14 protein-coding genes and 1 pseudogene are annotated in these 12230 nt (G+C 66.1%); 7 read left to right on the top strand and 8 right to left on the bottom strand.

Annotation, left to right across the window (positions count from 1 at the left end; all coding sequences use genetic code 11):
- Positions 1–274, top strand: a pseudogene (locus A5733_RS15000) (winged helix-turn-helix domain-containing protein); the annotation flags it as partial.
- A gap of 5 nt (positions 275–279) precedes the next feature.
- Here A5733_RS15000 and A5733_RS15005 read toward each other — a convergent pair.
- The 4 genes from A5733_RS15005 to A5733_RS15020 all read right to left on the bottom strand — a co-directional run bounded on the left by A5733_RS15005 (position 280) and on the right by A5733_RS15020 (position 2416).
- Positions 280–1065: a DUF4239 domain-containing protein gene (locus A5733_RS15005; protein ID WP_067766958.1), complete on the bottom strand. Its 786-nt coding sequence runs from the start codon at positions 1063–1065 to the stop codon at positions 280–282.
- A gap of 71 nt (positions 1066–1136) precedes the next feature.
- Positions 1137–1280 (bottom strand): hypothetical protein, encoded by a 144-nt coding sequence (locus tag A5733_RS15010; protein ID WP_233152698.1) that lies wholly within the window; start codon positions 1278–1280, stop codon positions 1137–1139.
- A gap of 195 nt (positions 1281–1475) precedes the next feature.
- The gene (locus tag A5733_RS15015) at positions 1476–1757 is read right to left on the bottom strand and encodes a hypothetical protein (RefSeq protein WP_067766965.1); all 282 of its coding nucleotides are present in this window, start codon (positions 1755–1757) and stop codon (positions 1476–1478) included.
- A 164-nt stretch (positions 1758–1921) separates the two neighbouring features.
- The gene (locus A5733_RS15020; RefSeq protein WP_233152699.1) at positions 1922–2416 is read right to left on the bottom strand and encodes a hypothetical protein; all 495 of its coding nucleotides are present in this window, start codon (positions 2414–2416) and stop codon (positions 1922–1924) included.
- 300 nt (positions 2417–2716) lie between these two features.
- Here A5733_RS15020 and thyX point away from each other — a divergent pair, with 300 nt between their 5' ends.
- From thyX to A5733_RS15040, 4 genes are read left to right on the top strand one after another with little or no spacing between them, the layout of a single operon-like run.
- Positions 2717–3469: an FAD-dependent thymidylate synthase gene (gene thyX / locus A5733_RS15025; protein WP_067766968.1), complete on the top strand. Its 753-nt coding sequence runs from the start codon at positions 2717–2719 to the stop codon at positions 3467–3469.
- Positions 3470–3527: 58 nt separating this feature from the next.
- Positions 3528–4430, top strand: coding sequence for a 4-hydroxy-tetrahydrodipicolinate synthase (gene dapA, locus A5733_RS15030; protein ID WP_076240678.1), 903 nt, complete (start codon positions 3528–3530; stop codon positions 4428–4430).
- On the top strand, positions 4430–6106 hold the full coding sequence (locus A5733_RS15035; RefSeq protein ID WP_076240679.1) for a ribonuclease J: 1677 nt from the start codon (positions 4430–4432) through the stop codon (positions 6104–6106). Before dapA ends, A5733_RS15035 begins: the two co-directional genes overlap by 1 nt.
- Positions 6107–6153: 47 nt before the next feature.
- Entirely contained in the window at positions 6154–6822 is a 669-nt protein-coding gene (locus A5733_RS15040; RefSeq protein WP_142254011.1) for a hypothetical protein, read from the top strand.
- On the opposite strand, the gene A5733_RS15045 is transcribed toward A5733_RS15040, so the two are convergent.
- A complete protein-coding gene (locus tag A5733_RS15045) occupies positions 6808–7245 on the bottom strand; it encodes a hypothetical protein (RefSeq protein ID WP_067766980.1) in 438 nt (145 codons plus the stop codon). The genes A5733_RS15040 and A5733_RS15045 overlap by 15 nt on opposite strands.
- 2 nt (positions 7246–7247) lie before the next feature.
- Entirely contained in the window at positions 7248–7868 is a 621-nt protein-coding gene (locus A5733_RS15050) for a metalloregulator ArsR/SmtB family transcription factor (RefSeq protein ID WP_076240681.1), read from the bottom strand.
- Between the two features lie 70 nt (positions 7869–7938).
- On the opposite strand from A5733_RS15050, the gene A5733_RS15055 reads away from it, so the two are divergent.
- The gene (locus A5733_RS15055; protein ID WP_076240682.1) at positions 7939–8346 is read left to right on the top strand and encodes a group III truncated hemoglobin; all 408 of its coding nucleotides are present in this window, start codon (positions 7939–7941) and stop codon (positions 8344–8346) included.
- On the opposite strand, the gene A5733_RS15060 is transcribed toward A5733_RS15055, so the two are convergent.
- Both A5733_RS15060 and A5733_RS15065 read right to left on the bottom strand, forming a co-directional pair.
- Positions 8343–9170, bottom strand: a complete 828-nt coding sequence (locus tag A5733_RS15060; protein ID WP_067766989.1) for a mycofactocin-coupled SDR family oxidoreductase — start codon at positions 9168–9170, stop codon at positions 8343–8345. The genes A5733_RS15055 and A5733_RS15060 overlap by 4 nt on opposite strands.
- Positions 9170–9484: a putative quinol monooxygenase gene (locus tag A5733_RS15065; protein ID WP_067766992.1), complete on the bottom strand. Its 315-nt coding sequence runs from the start codon at positions 9482–9484 to the stop codon at positions 9170–9172. The genes A5733_RS15060 and A5733_RS15065 overlap by 1 nt, the downstream gene beginning before the upstream one ends.
- Positions 9485–9643: 159 nt before the next feature.
- On the opposite strand from A5733_RS15065, the gene A5733_RS15070 reads away from it, so the two are divergent.
- Positions 9644–12226, top strand: a complete 2583-nt coding sequence (locus tag A5733_RS15070) for a DNA translocase FtsK (RefSeq protein WP_198938830.1) — start codon at positions 9644–9646, stop codon at positions 12224–12226.
- Positions 12227–12230: the final 4 nt, after the last annotated feature.

Below are 12230 nucleotides of genomic sequence, written 5' to 3' on the forward strand. Positions count from 1 at the left end.
GTCGACGAGGACTCCGGCGCCCAAACGCCAATTTGGTTACTACGTATGGCCGTTCCTGCTCGACGGGGAACTGGTGGCGCGGGTGGACCTCAAACGCACGGACGCCGCCCTGCAGGTGCTGGGCGCGTTCACCGAGGAAGGTCAGGACGCGGCACGGGTAGCGCCCGCGCTGGCGGGGGAGCTGCGGGCGATGGCCGGCTGGCTGGGCGTCGGCGATGTCACGGTCGGTGAGCGCGGTGACCTTGCTACGGCTCTGCGACACGCCCTCGGTTGAGCGCCTCAGGTTCCGCGATCGATCAGATCGAACACCATTACGGCGTGTTCGAACCGGTGCGGGGTGACGCCCATGGGGCCGTACGGGTGGTCCAGCATGAATATCAGGAAGAGCAACAACGAAAGCAGGACGGTCACCGCACTGACCAGAATCAGGTGAGCACGGCTGTTCGCCAGCCGCATGAAGCTGGCAAGGCTGATCACAACCAGGCTTCCGAAGATCAGGGCGCACCACAGTAGCGTCGGAATCCTCGGATTTGAGTTGAGGATTCGTGCGCTGCGGTCCGAGGTGAGGACCGCCAATTGGTTGAGAAACTGGCTGTTGATCGTGCTTGCTGTCCCGTCGGACGGTGCGGTGCCGACGATGCGGTACATCTCGGTGAGCGCGTGCCGGCCGGTGTTGCTGATCGGACCGAACTCTTCCTTGCCCCATTCGGGGCCGTGAACCGCGGCGGCATACCGGCGAAGTTGCTCTCGGACCTGCCCCTGTTCGGGCTGCGGCATGGCCACCGTCTGGCGATACATGGTGACCAACGTCGAGGCTTCGTTGGAGACGTTGGTCTCGGCCGACAGGTACTGCTGCCATCCGACCACCACCGTGAACCCGAGCAGCGCACCGTAGACAAGTCCGACGACTGTGAGGAACGGCGACAACACCGAGTTGTGTTCGGGGCGGGTGTCACGCGCGATGACGCGGCTGGCCAGCAGGACGCTGCCGATGGCCAGCGCCACCGCGCCGAGGATCACCACGGCGAGCATGACCCACGCGCCGACGATCCCGAAGTCGCCCATAGTTGACCAAGGATGCCAACAATCCCCGCGGCACGGAGCCAGATCGCCGGATCAGATCATCTGCAGCGCCCTCATCGAGCGGGTTCTGCCGCCGGCTCCTCGGCTAGTTCAGGCACCCCGCGTCCTCGGAACACGTTGGTGGCAAACACGATCGCACCGATGACGAGCCACACGGCCCCGCCGATCTTGGCCAGCGCGTCGGCGTTGATCAACACGTAACCGATGATCAGAGCGTTGGCACGTGCACATCTGGCGATCGACTTCGAACACATCTCGGCCGCGATGCGCCGCGCCGGCGTCCTCGTCGACTGAGCCGGCGTCCCAGCGTCGTTGACGTGTGCCGTTTTCCACGCCTGGGTCGTGCCTGTTGTCGATCAGCAGCCCAGGTGCAGAAAGCGGCGGGGTCCGGCTCAGATCATGCTGAGAGTCTCGAGATGAACCTCCGTCGATGCGTAATCGGAGGTGGGCGTCGTGCGCTGGCACCACATGCCGCCCTGACGCTTCTCGGTCTGCACCACCCGGCCGTCCACGTTGAACGTGATCTCCAACTCGACGGGCTGCCCGGCTTCGTCCGGGCACAGGTGCTCCCACACGATGGTGCGCTGATCGCTGTTCGGGCCGCTGTCGAAGATCAGTTCCCAGTCCCGCTCATTGGCGCGCTCGCAAACCAGATCCATGACGTGGTAGGTCATCTCATTCCTCCTGTATCTGTAGGTCAATCGTGGTCGAACGGGTGTCCGGCGTCTGTCGTCTGATCGGGCGATGTTCCGGCCCAACCGAGGTCCGCCGATCGGGGGACAGAAGAGGGAGACGACATGGTCGCTGCCCCTCGATCAGCGACCATGTCGTCGGTCCGTCATCGCCCGGGCAGCACTTGTGTGACCGTGGCCCGCAGGTCGGCGCCCTCGGGACCGGATATGCCGGTCTCGCGGTCGAAGGTCGCCGTGCCGTCGGCATCGATCGTGAAATTGCCGACCTGATCTTGGTCGCCACCGGTCACCTTGAAAACCACAGTTGTCTTCTCCGGCAGTGGCTTTGCGCTGATGTACTGCGGGTTGATCGTGTAGCGGTAGTTACAGCCGGCCGAGCCGAAGCACTTCTGTTCGGTGATGACCACCCCGACGACGAAGTCTGCGGCGCTGGGCGGCAACGCGGCCGGTGACGGGGTCGACGACGAGGACAGCCCGGTATCCCAGATCGGGGTGCCCGCGGGAGCCTTCGAGACTCGATCCGGTGACACACAACCGGCGAGTGCGAATACGGCGGTGGTGCCGAAGATCAACGGGGCCAGGACTTTTCGCTGAACAGTGTCGGCACAGCTGTCCGTTGGTCCGGCGGCTTTGCGTAGCATCGATAGACCTTCCTTCTCAGGCGGGTGGGCCGGGCGGCGGGGCAGGGTCCAAGCTGTGAACCCGCCGCCCGGTGTCCGGGGAACAGGACAGTAAAGATGAGGGGTCCGACAAGTCCGGTGTAGGCCGCGACGGCGGGTGGCTCACCGCCGGTTTCTACCGTGGGGTTGTTGCACGCGCCGAACCACGACCCTGATGTGGAAACCGGTGCACAACGGAGACGTGAAGCGGCCGGTCAACACCCCAGCGGTAGAAAGCGACACGCTGCTGAGCACTCGGGGTGCCGACAGTAAGGTGATTCTGTGGCCGAGATCGCGCCGCTGCGCGTGCAGCTGATCGCCAAGACGGAATTCGTGGCCCCTCCGGACGTGCCATGGAGCACCGATGCCGAGGGCGGGCCCGCGCTCACCGAGTTCGCCGGCCGGGCCTGCTACCAGAGCTGGTCGAAGCCCAACCCGAAAACCGCCACCAATGCCGGCTACATCCGCCACATCATCGACGTCGGGCACTTCTCGGTGCTCGAACACGCCTCGGTGTCCTTCTACATCAGCGGTATCTCCAGATCGGCCACCCACGAGCTGATCCGCCACCGGCACTTCTCCTACTCACAGCTCTCACAGCGCTATGTACCGGAGAACGACGCCGAGGTCGTGGTCCCGCCGGGGTTCGAGGACGATCCGGAGCTGGTCGAGATCTTCACCAAGGCCGCCGACGCCAGCCGGGCGACCTACGCCGAACTGTTGACGCGTCTGGAAGCCAAGTTCGCTGACCAACCCAACGCTGTGCTGCGCCGCAAGCAGGCCCGTCAAGCCGCCCGGGCGGTACTGCCCAACGCCACCGAAACGCGCATCGTGGTCACCGGGAACTACCGCGCCTGGCGCCACTTCATCGCGATGCGGGCCAGTGAACATGCCGACGTGGAGATCCGCCGGCTGGCCATCGCCTGCCTGCGCGAGCTCCTCGAGGCGGCCCCGGCGGTGTTCTCCGATTTCGAGATTTCGACGATGGCGGACGGCAGTGAGGTGGCAACGTCTCCTTTGGCGACGGAGGCTTGACGGAGCCACCGGTCAGGACGGCGACGGAGGACCGAATCGGCCGGGGTAATCTTGGCGCGTGAGTACGAGCGGAATCGATGTAACAGCGCAGTTGGGCACGGTGTTGACCGCAATGGTGACCCCGTTCAAGCCCGACGGCTCGCTGGACCTCGATACCGCTGCTCGCCTGGCCAATCGCCTGGTCGACGCCGGTTGTGACGGCCTGGTGCTCTCGGGAACCACCGGCGAATCGCCGACCACTTCCGATGAGGAGAAGCTCGCGCTCCTGCGCACGGTGCTCGAGGCCGTCGGGGATCGGGCCCGGATCATCACCGGCGCCGGCAGCTATGACACGGCCCACAGTGTGCACCTGGCAAAAGCCAGCGCGGCCGAGGGGGCGCACGGTCTGCTGGTCGTGACGCCGTACTACTCGCGGCCCCCGCAGGCCGGTCTGATCGCGCACTTCACCGCGGTGGCCGACGCCACGGACGTGCCCAATCTGCTCTATGACATCCCGCCGCGGTCCTCGATCCCGATCGCGTGGGAGACCATCCGCATCCTGGCCGGGCATCCCAACATCGTGGGCATCAAAGATGCCAAGGCCGATCTGCACGGCGGCGGCCAGATCCTGGCCGAGACCGGACTGGCGTACTACTCGGGCGACGACACGTTGAATTTGCCCTGGCTGGCCATGGGCGCCGTCGGCTTCGTCAGCGTCTGGGGGCACCTGGCTGCCGGTCAGTTGCGAGATATGTTGACTGCGTTCAACTCTGGAGACGTCGCCACCGCTCGCAAGATCAACCTGTCGTTGGCTCCGCTGGCCCGCGCCCAGGCCCACCTCGGCGGGGTCACCATGTCCAAGGAAGGTCTGCGCTTGCAGGGGTTCGATGCGGGGCTGCCGCGGCTGCCGCAGATTCCCGCCAGCCCCGTTGACATCGAGGCGCTGGCCGCCGATATGCGTGCGGCAGCGGTGTTGCGATAGTGAGCACCGAACTCGCGCCTCCCAAGCCCTTGGCCCCCGGCGGTCTGCGAGTTACCGCGTTGGGCGGAATCAGCGAAATCGGCCGCAACATGACGGTGTTCGAGCACCTGGGCCGGTTGTTGATCGTGGACTGCGGGGTGCTGTTTCCCGGGCACGATGAGCCCGGTGTCGACCTGATCCTGCCCGATCTGCGTCACGTGGAAGACCGGCTCGACGATGTCGAAGCACTCGTCGTCACCCACGCCCACGAGGACCACATCGGAGCGATTCCGTTCCTCCTCAAGCTGCGCCCCGACATCCCGGTGGTGGGGTCCAAGTTCACCATCGCACTGATCCGGGAGAAGTGCCGTGAGCACCGCATCAAACCGGTGTTCGTCGAGGTCGCCGAGCGGCAGAGCAGCCGCCACGGCGTCTTCGAGTGCGAGTACTTCGCGGTCAACCACTCGATTCCCGGTTGTCTGGCGGTGGCGATCCACACCGGGGCCGGCACCGTGTTGCACACCGGTGACATCAAACTCGACCAGCTGCCGCTCGACGGACGCCCGACCGACCTGCCGGGCATGTCGCGGCTCGGCGACGCCGGGGTGGACCTGTTTCTGTGCGACTCGACGAACTCCGAACACCCGGGTGTCAGCCCGTCCGAGAGTGAGGTCGGTCCGACCCTGCATCGGTTGATCCGCGGCGCCGAGGGCCGGGTGATCGTGGCCTGCTTCGCCTCGAATGTCGATCGCGTGCAACAGATCATCGATGCCGCGGTGGCGCTGGGCCGGCGGGTCTCGTTCGTCGGACGTTCGATGGTGCGCAACATGGGCATCGCGCGAGAGCTGGGTTATCTGCGGGTGGCCGACGCAGACATCCTCGATATCGGGGCCGCCGAGATGATGCCGGCGGAAAAAGTTGTGCTCATCACCACGGGCACCCAGGGCGAACCGATGGCCGCGTTGTCCCGGATGTCGCGGGGCGAGCACCGCAGCATCACGCTGACCGCAGGCGATCTGATCATCCTGTCCTCGTCGTTGATCCCGGGCAATGAGGAAGCGGTCTACGGGGTGATCGACGCGCTGGCCAAGATCGGCGCCCGAGTGGTGACCAATGCCCAAGCGCGAGTGCATGTTTCGGGTCACGCCTATGCAGGGGAGCTGCTGTTCCTCTACAACGGCGTGCGGCCGCGCAACGTGATGCCGGTGCACGGTACCTGGCGTCATCTACGGGCCAATGCGGCGCTGGCCGCCAGCACCGGGGTACCGCCGGAGAACATCGTGCTCGCCGAGAACGGGGTGAGCGTGGACCTGGTGGCCGGTAGGGCGTCGATCGCCGGCGCGGTGACTGTCGGCAAGATGTTCGTGGACGGGTTGATCACCGGCGACGTAGGTGACGCCACGCTGGGTGAACGCCTCATCCTCTCATCGGGTTTCGTGGCGGTCACGGTGGTTGTGCATCGCGATACCGGCAAACCCGCCGGTCCGGCCCACCTGCATTCCCGCGGGTTCTCCGAGGACCCCAAGGCGCTGGAACCGGTAGCCCGCAACGTCGAGCGTGAGCTGGAAAGCCTTGCCGCCGACAACATCACGGACCCGACCCGGATCGCCCAGGCCGTCCGACGCACGGTGGGCAAGTGGGTCGGGGAGACCTACCGGCGCCAGCCGATGATTGTGCCGACGGTCATCGAGATCTAGCCGAATTGATGCACTGGGCGGCCCTCTACAGCCGTTAGATTGGCTTGGTGAGCCTCCCCACAGGTGCCTTCGAGCGTCGCCGTCCGATTCCTCCGCTCAACTCAGCGGACGACATCAAACGTGCAGTGGAGTATCCGCACCTGTTCCGTGCGTTCGTGACGATGATGGCCATCGGCGCGGCATACCTCCTGTGTGTGGTGGACTACGCCATCGCAACCCGTGATCACCAGAACATGGTTGTGTTCACAGTGCTTGTGGCAGTGTGGTTCGCGTTCTTGTTCGGCGGCACCAAACTCATGCCGGCCATCCTGATGCGTCGTTTCTACGACCGGGTGATGCGCGGCGGAATCCTGTGCGACGTGTATCCCGCCGGTGTGCCTGATGCCAAGACGGCGATCCTGATCGACGTCCGGTTGCCGGCTGCGCAGGCGGCATACGCGCATGATGTGATCGTCTCCTGGCTCGGACGGTTGGCTGCGGATCCGGCAGCACTTGACCAGGCTGGGGATCTGTTCGCGGGCGGCCGGATTCGCAGTGCCGACGAACTGGCCGGTCCCGATGCCCGGGGCGGTTTTCTGGTGGCCGGGGACAAGAACCCGAACCAGGGCTGGCGTCTGATTCTTCCCGAGACCGATCCGCGTGACCCGCACCGGCCGTATTCGAAAGGCCTTGTGGTCCGGGTCGATACACCGTCGGTGGAGTCAGCCGGCAAGTAGCAGGATTCCGCCGGTCAGCAGGGCGATCACTTTGATGAGTTCAAACGCGACGTAGACGTAGTGCACCTGGGACCGCCCGGCCGGCTCCTCACCCGGGGCAAGCGCCAGCACGGCGTCCGAGCGCTGAGTCAGCTTGGGCCGCACCGCAATCAGTTGAACGGCCAGCGCCACGATGGCAACTGCGAAAGCGGTGATCACTGCTGCGGATGGCCGGTGCAGCGCGAACATCACGATGACGATGACGGCGAAGGCGGCCTCCACGGAATTGAGGGCACGAAAAACCCTGCGGCCGATGCCGAGTCCGATCTGTAGCGTCACACCAGGTGCCCGGAACTTCAACGGCGCCTCGATGAACGAGATCGCCAGCACCATGCCCAGCCAGCAGAAGGCGACCGCGACTGCGACAGCCAGACCGGCATTCATAATCAATCTCCTTTCGGGCCCAGATGGGCCACGCACAGATCCGGTTCGACGAAGGCGTCGAGCCGCTCCACGGCAACGGGCGCCTGCCAGCTTTCCAGCGCGCCCTGCATGAGGCCGAGGTGGATCGGGCACACCACCGCGGCCCGGGTCCGGGCGAGATCGAGAAACGGGCAGTGGCGGAGGTTGAGTCGGCCGTCCGCAGGTGGTTCCGGAGCGAAACCCGTGTCGTCGAGCAGACGCACCAAGGCTTCGACGGGGGAGTCATCTGCCGGCTTGTCCATCGTGCGTCCCCAGGCGAGACCCATCACGCGGGCCTTGGCCGCGGGGTCGTCGTCGACCGCCAATCCGTTGGCCAGGATTTCGGCGAGCAGCCGGTAGCGCGTCGGTCCGGTCGGGTCCATGCGACGCACCGCTTGATACAGCTGCGCGGGCCGGCCCGGAGTGCGTTGGTGAGGTTCGACACGTTCCACCTGCCCGGCAGCCTCTAGATGCTCGAGGTGAAACCGCACGGTGTTCGCGTGGACTGCGAGTTCGGCAGCTATCTGCGCAATCGTCATCGGGTCGTCCGAGGCTTTCAGTGTGCGCAGGACGTCGACTCGACGCTTCCCGATCGCAGAGATCATGGTTACAGTTTATACAAGAAACGGTTGTAGAAACTAGGGCGGGCAACCGGCCCAGGAAGGCTTTCCTCCGATGGCTGAGGACCTGACAGGCCGCGACGACGTCGAGTTGCTGTTGTGGCGCTTCTACGGCAAGGCGCTGTCGGACCCGGTGCTTGCCGACCCGTTCGCCGAATTGCGCGCCAAGGGTCTGCGCTCCCACTTGCCGGTCATGTGCGATTTCTGGGAGACCGTGCTGTTTCGGGCCGGCCTCTACCACGGTAGTGCGCTCACCGTGCACCGTGATCTGCACAGCCGCCATCCGTTGGCGGCGCGACATTTCGTGCGATGGCTGACGTTGTGGACCGAGACCGTCGACGAGCTCTATCAGGGCCCGCACGCCGAACGGGCCAAGCTCCAGGCCGGACGTATCGCCAAGGCGATGCACCGCCGGCTGGCCGGCGCCGACGCCGCAGAGCTCGACGCATTGGTTGCCTGCTAACGCTTGTTCACGATGCCCGCATCCACCGGGAGCGTCACCCCGGTGACATAGCGGGCCTGATCCGATACCAGCCACGCCACCGCGTTGGCGATGTCTTCGGCGGCCAGCGCGCCCACCGGCAGGGCATTGCCCATGTCGGTGGGGGTGTCGGATTCTTCGGCAACCTGTCGAAGCCAGGACCGGGTGAAGTCGTTGTTGATCATCGGTGTGTCCACCCCGGTGGGATGGATGGTGTTGACTCGGATGCTATGCGGCGCAAGGTGGTTGGCATATGCGCGCATCAGTCCGACCACCCCGTGCTTGGCGGCGGTGTAGCCGAGTGAACCGCGATCACCGCCACCGATGCCGATAAGGCCGGCCGCCGAGCTGATCAACACGATCGATCCGCCGTCGCCCTGGGAGATCATGATCGGGATGGCCACCTCCACGGTGTGATGCACCCCGCTGAGGTTCACGTCGATGACGTCGCGCCAGCCCTCGGGCCCTGATTGCATCGGGGCGATCCCGGCGTTGGCGACGACGATGTCGAGCCGGCCGAGTTGGTCGACGCCGGTTCGCAGGGCACTCCGAAGCGCCTCTTCATCCCGGACGTCGGCCTGCGTGGCCACGATGCGTGCATCCGCCTTTTCGACGAGCGCGACGGTCTCGGCCAGGTCCTCGGGGGTGGCCAACGGATAGGGCACCGAGTCGATCTGGTCGCACAGATCGACGGCGATGATGTCGGCCCCATCGGCGGCCAGGCGCAGGGCCTCGGCCCGCCCCTGGCCACGGGCGGCGCCGGTGATGAACGCGACCTTGCCGGCCAGGGGAGCGGCGGCGTTCATCAGCTACGCAGCTGCCCCTTGGCGGGGTCACCCGCCACGACCGGCTGCAACATCTTGATATCGGGGGCGCCGTCGAGCAGCTCGCCCACGGTGCCGAACAGCGCGCCGATCGCCGGCGCGGTGCTGTGTGCCTTGAGGGCATCGGCGTCAGCCCACTGCTCGACGAACACGAAGGTGCCGTCGGTCTCGTGCAGCGAATAGAGCTGGCAGCCCGGCTCTTCATGCACGGCCGCGACCGCCTTGGTGCAGGCCTCGCGCACGGCGTCGACGGACTCGGGCTTGGCCTTCATGGTGGCGACGACGACAACTGGCATGTGTGCAGAACTCCTCGATGAGTGCCGAAACTGGACGAGTGTCCACCCTAGGCGATAGGGCGGCGAATTCGATGAGTATGGCTAAGTGTCATTCGATACCGTCTTGTGACCCGTGTGGCAGATGGTGGTTGTGGGGCATATGCGACTAGGCTTGCAGGCATGGCTAACAAGACCGCCGGCCGATCCGGAGCGCGTTCGAGCAGGTCAAACGCCAGCTCGCGGGGCGGGTCCCGGCGTCCGGCGCCGGCCCGCTCGGGCCGACCGGCTGCGCCGCGACGCAAGCCCGCCCGACGCCCGCAGACCTCGCCGGTATCCGTGGCCGGTCAGAAGCTGGGCCAAGGCGCTCGTGCCGGCTGGTTGATGCTCGCCAAGGGGGCCGGGTCGACCGCGCGCTCGGTGGGCCGCGCCCGTGATATCGAGCCGGGCCACCGCCGTGACGGGCTGGCGCTCGCACTGTTGGGCGTCGCCGTCGTCGTCGCCGCGAGCTCGTGGTTCCACGCGGCCGGCCCGGTGGGGCAGTGGATCGACACCGCGCTGCGGACGCTGATCGGCGGCCCGGTGGTCCTGGCGCCCGTCATCCTCGGTGTCATTGCCGTCGTGCTGATGCGCACCGAGCCCGACCCGGAATCGCGCCCGCGACTGATCCTGGGCTCGGCGATGATCGCGCTTCCGATGCTCGGGCTGTGGCACCTGTGGTCGGGGTCGCCGCAGGATCCGATCGCCCGTCAGCACGCCGCCGGGTTCGTCGGCTTCGCCATCGGTGGCCCGCTGTCGGACGGCCTGACCGAGTGGATCGCCGCGCCCCTGCTGTTCATCGGAGTGCTGTTCGGGTTGCTCCTGATCACCGGCACGACGATCCGGGAAGTGCCCTCGACGCTGCGCGCCATGTTCAGCACCAGGGCATTCCGTGACGGCTACGACGACGAGTACGACGACTACGACGGGGATTACGCCGACGAGTACGACGACGGGCCCGACGATTACTCCGACGGCTACTACGACGACGATGTCGCCCGAGGCGACGCCCAACCCCAGTCCTGGCCGACGGCTGCCATCGAGGCACCCAAGACGCCGGCCGGCACGCCGATGGACAACTACCCGTTGCCCGAGGACACCGACGCCCCGACCATCCCGGAGCCGGCCGTCAAGCCGCGGCGCAAGAAGGCCGAACCCAAGGCCGAAGCGAAGAAGGCGGCCGACGACACGCTGGTGATGGACCGCGTGGTCGAGGGTCCCTACACGCTGCCGTCCCTGGATCTGCTGATCGCCGGTGACCCGCCGAAACTGCGCACCGCCGCCAACGATCAGATGGAAGCCGCCATCACCTCGGTGCTCGAACAGTTCAAGGTCGACGCCGCGGTCACCGGCTGCACCCGCGGCCCGACGGTCACCCGCTACGAGGTCGAGCTCGGCCCGGGCGTCAAGGTCGAGAAGATCACCGCGCTGCACCGCAACATCGCCTACGCGGTCGCGACCGAGAGCGTCCGCATGCTGGCCCCGATCCCCGGCAAGTCCGCCGTCGGTATCGAGGTGCCCAACACCGACCGCGAGATGGTCCGGCTGTCCGACGTGCTCACTGCGCCGTCGACGCGTCGTGATCACCACCCGTTGGTGATCGGACTGGGCAAGGACATCGAAGGCGATTTCGTCTCGGCCAACCTGGCCAAGATGCCGCACCTGTTGGTGGCCGGTTCCACCGGCTCCGGTAAGTCCAGCTTCGTCAACTCGATGCTGGTGTCACTGCTGGCGCGGGCCACCCCGGAAGAGGTCAGGATGATCCTGATCGACCCGAAGATGGTGGAACTCACGCCGTACGAAGGCATTCCGCACCTCATCACGCCGATCATCACCGAGCCCAAGAAGGCCGCGGCGGCGCTGGCCTGGCTGGTCGAGGAGATGGAACAGCGTTATCAGGACATGAAGGCGTCCCGAGTGCGTCATATCGACGTGTTCAACGAGAAGGTGCGCTCCGGCGAGATCAGCACGCCGCTGGGCAGTGAACGGGTCTACAAGCCGTACCCCTACATCCTGGCCATTGTCGACGAGCTCGCCGACCTGATGATGACCGCCCCGCGTGACGTCGAAGATGCCATCGTGCGCATCACGCAGAAGGCGCGCGCCGCCGGTATCCATCTGGTGCTGGCCACCCAACGGCCGTCGGTGGACGTCGTCACCGGTCTGATCAAGACGAACGTGCCGTCGCGGCTGGCGTTCGCGACCTCGTCGCTGACCGACTCCCGCGTGATCCTGGACCAACCGGGTGCGGAGAAGTTGATCGGTATGGGCGACGGCCTGTTCCTGCCGATGGGTGCCAACAAGCCGCTGCGTATGCAGGGCGCGTTCATCACCGACGAGGAGATCCACGCCGTCGTCGAGGCCACCAAGTCTCAGGCCGCACCGGAGTTCGTCGAAGGCGTCACGGCGGCCAAGGCCGGCGAACGCAAGGACGTCGACCCGGACATCGGCGACGACATGGACGTCTTCCTGCAGGCCGTCGAACTCGTGGTGTCCTCACAGTTCGGCTCCACCTCGATGCTGCAACGCAAGCTGCGCGTCGGCTTCGCCAAGGCGGGCCGGCTGATGGACCTGATGGAGACCCGCGGCATCGTTGGCCCGTCGGAGGGTTCCAAGGCGCGTGAGGTGCTCGTCAAACCCGACGAGCTGGCCGGAACCCTGGCGCTGATCCGGGGCGATTCCGACGCCAATGGTGCTGACGCCGAAGACGATCCGGACGAGTTCTGACCGG

It is taken from the genome of Mycobacterium sp. NS-7484 (assembly GCF_001953975.1).
GTDB lineage: Bacteria > Actinomycetota > Actinomycetes > Mycobacteriales > Mycobacteriaceae > Mycobacterium.

Coding starts and splice junctions, on each gene's coding strand:
- A5733_RS15005 (WP_067766958.1), bottom strand. CDS start 1,065: ATGGGCGACTTCGGGATCGTCGGCGCGTGGGTCATGCTCGCCGTGGTG.
- A5733_RS15065 (WP_067766992.1), bottom strand. CDS start 9,484: ATGCCAGTTGTCGTCGTCGCCACCATGAAGGCCAAGCCCGAGTCCGTC.
- A5733_RS15050 (WP_076240681.1), bottom strand. CDS start 7,868: ATGATCTCTGCGATCGGGAAGCGTCGAGTCGACGTCCTGCGCACACTG.
- A5733_RS15070 (WP_198938830.1), top strand. CDS start 9,644: ATGGCTAACAAGACCGCCGGCCGATCCGGAGCGCGTTCGAGCAGGTCA.
- A5733_RS15060 (WP_067766989.1), bottom strand. CDS start 9,170: ATGAACGCCGCCGCTCCCCTGGCCGGCAAGGTCGCGTTCATCACCGGC.
- A5733_RS15045 (WP_067766980.1), bottom strand. CDS start 7,245: ATGAATGCCGGTCTGGCTGTCGCAGTCGCGGTCGCCTTCTGCTGGCTG.
- A5733_RS15020 (WP_233152699.1), bottom strand. CDS start 2,416: ATGCTACGCAAAGCCGCCGGACCAACGGACAGCTGTGCCGACACTGTT.
- A5733_RS15055 (WP_076240682.1), top strand. CDS start 7,939: ATGGCTGAGGACCTGACAGGCCGCGACGACGTCGAGTTGCTGTTGTGG.
- A5733_RS15015 (WP_067766965.1), bottom strand. CDS start 1,757: ATGACCTACCACGTCATGGATCTGGTTTGCGAGCGCGCCAATGAGCGG.